At 29.1% G+C, this 1,972-nt stretch carries 3 protein-coding genes; 1 reads left to right on the plus strand and 2 read right to left on the minus strand.

The window, feature by feature from the left end; translation table 11 throughout:
* The first annotated feature begins 18 nt into the window (after positions 1-18).
* Positions 19-645 carry a hypothetical protein gene (locus tag ACR0QS_RS13060; protein WP_432633889.1) on the plus strand — a complete coding sequence of 209 codons (627 nt, stop codon included), beginning with the start codon at positions 19-21 and terminating at the stop codon, positions 643-645.
* 16 nt (positions 646-661) lie between these two features.
* Here the strand turns inward: ACR0QS_RS13060 and ACR0QS_RS13065 are convergent, their stop codons facing one another.
* The gene (locus ACR0QS_RS13065; RefSeq protein WP_432633890.1) at positions 662-1,462 is read right to left on the minus strand and encodes a TatD family hydrolase; all 801 of its coding nucleotides are present in this window, start codon (positions 1,460-1,462) and stop codon (positions 662-664) included.
* Between the two features lie 15 nt (positions 1,463-1,477).
* A complete protein-coding gene (locus ACR0QS_RS13070) occupies positions 1,478-1,813 on the minus strand; it encodes an HIT domain-containing protein (protein ID WP_432633891.1) in 336 nt (111 codons plus the stop codon).
* Positions 1,814-1,972 lie beyond the last annotated feature (159 nt).

A 1,972-nucleotide genomic window follows, 5' to 3' on the forward strand; every position in this document is an offset into this window, starting at 1 on the left:
ATATATTATAAATAAATTATGAAAAAAAACAAGTTATATTTTATTCTAATAATTTTTATCGTTTTGATAAATATTTTTTCCTGCAAAAATAATAATTTGAAAAAAGGAATTTTATATTCAAAATCTTACAGCGATTTAAGTTTTGAAGCGAGTAAAGAAAAAGTGATAAATCAAATATATTTTTATATTGCAAATGAAACGGCAAATTTAATAAATAGAAACGATTATAATATAGTCGCTTTCGCATTGAAGGACGATAATTTAATCGATTTTGAAAGAGACGCAGTTATAAAAGAATACAAAAAAGACGGTAATTTTTTTACCGAAATAAAAATTAACGATGCAAAATTATACGAAAAAGTTACACAAAGTTTGGAGAAAATGAAAATAGAAGGACAAATTGGCGGAACGATTAGGGCAAACGCTTCCATCGAAATTTCTGAAGCGGCAAGATTAAACGCTTATACGAGACAAACTCTCACTCAAAACGCTTTAAAAAGGGCGAACGAATCTTTATATAAAATATTGATTGAAAGCGGAATTGACGCAAACAAATCTGCGGAACTTACGAATAAATCTTATATAATAGAAGAAAGTTATAGTTCGAACGATTATAATGTAGTAATTGAAACCGAAATAGATTAATTAATAAAAAATAAAATTATAATAAATTTATCGGCAATTCTAAAACTCTAACCGCGTTTTCCAAAGCCGTTCTCATAATATCTTCTTTATTTTCTTTTCTCACTTCCGACAAAACTTCAACGATATAAGGAATAAACGAAGGTTCGTTGGCTCGCCCTCTAACTTTTTGCGGAGTTAAAAATGGCGAATCCGTTTCTATCGTAAACATATCTTTTGGAACATATTTTGCGGCTTCTCGGATAAAATCATTTTTAAGATAAGTCACCGCGCCCGAAAAAGAAAGAGTATAACCCAAATCCAAAGCAATTTTAGCTTCTTCAACATTTCCGCTGAAGCAGTGAAATAATCCTCTTTTTGGAATATCCGCTTCTTTTAAAACCTGAAATGTGTCTTTAAATGCGTCTCGGCTATGAATCAAAATCGGCAAATCTACACTTTTGGCAACTTCGCATAAATTACTGAAAAATTCTTTCTGTTCTTTTTTATTTTCCGAATTGTGATAATAATCGAGTCCAATCTCTCCAACCGCGTAAACGGATTTTTTCTTTAATTTATTTTTATTCAAAGTTTTTATTTTTAATTCAAACGCTTTTATCGTATGTTCGTCATTTTCTCCAGAGTAATCGGGATAATATCCTATGCTTAAAAAAACTCCTTCCGCTTCGGATAATATAAACATTCTTTCGTCCATATCGTTTGGATGAACTCCAATATCGAGGAAATATAATATTCCCGATTTATTCGCTCTTTGTAGAACTTCTTTTAATTCTTTGCTATGTTTTGATATTAATGTAAGATGGCAATGGCTGTCTATCATAATCGCTCCAAATAATTATTCTTTTAAATTATCACACGAAAGAACATGAAAATGGACATGGAATACCGATTGTCCTGCACCTTTACCGCAATTATTTACTATTCTGAAAGACGATAAATTTTGCTCTTTAGCGACTTCTTTTATAGTTTCAAAAATTTTATTCGTATAAAATTCATCCGTTTCAATAATATCTTTAAAATGTTTTTTCGGAACGACTAATAAATGAACTTTCGCTTTCGGATGCAAATCGGCAAAAACCACGCAGTATTCGTTTTCTTTTATAAATTTGGAAGGAATTTCTCCTTTAACTATTTTACAAAAAATGCAATCTTTATCGTAATTTTCTGACATAAATTATCCTTTAGTTTTGTAGTTTTTTATTCTATCAACTTTTTTCATTGTGTATATTCATTAGTATATCTTTACTATTAAATTTACAAATTGCACTTATTCTTTGTCTTTCTTTATACTCTATTTTATTAAAATAAAGATATTCATATATTAACATCC

The organism is Brachyspira sp. (assembly GCF_050873525.1).
In the GTDB taxonomy this organism is placed as follows: Bacteria; Spirochaetota; Brachyspiria; order Brachyspirales; family Brachyspiraceae; genus Brachyspira.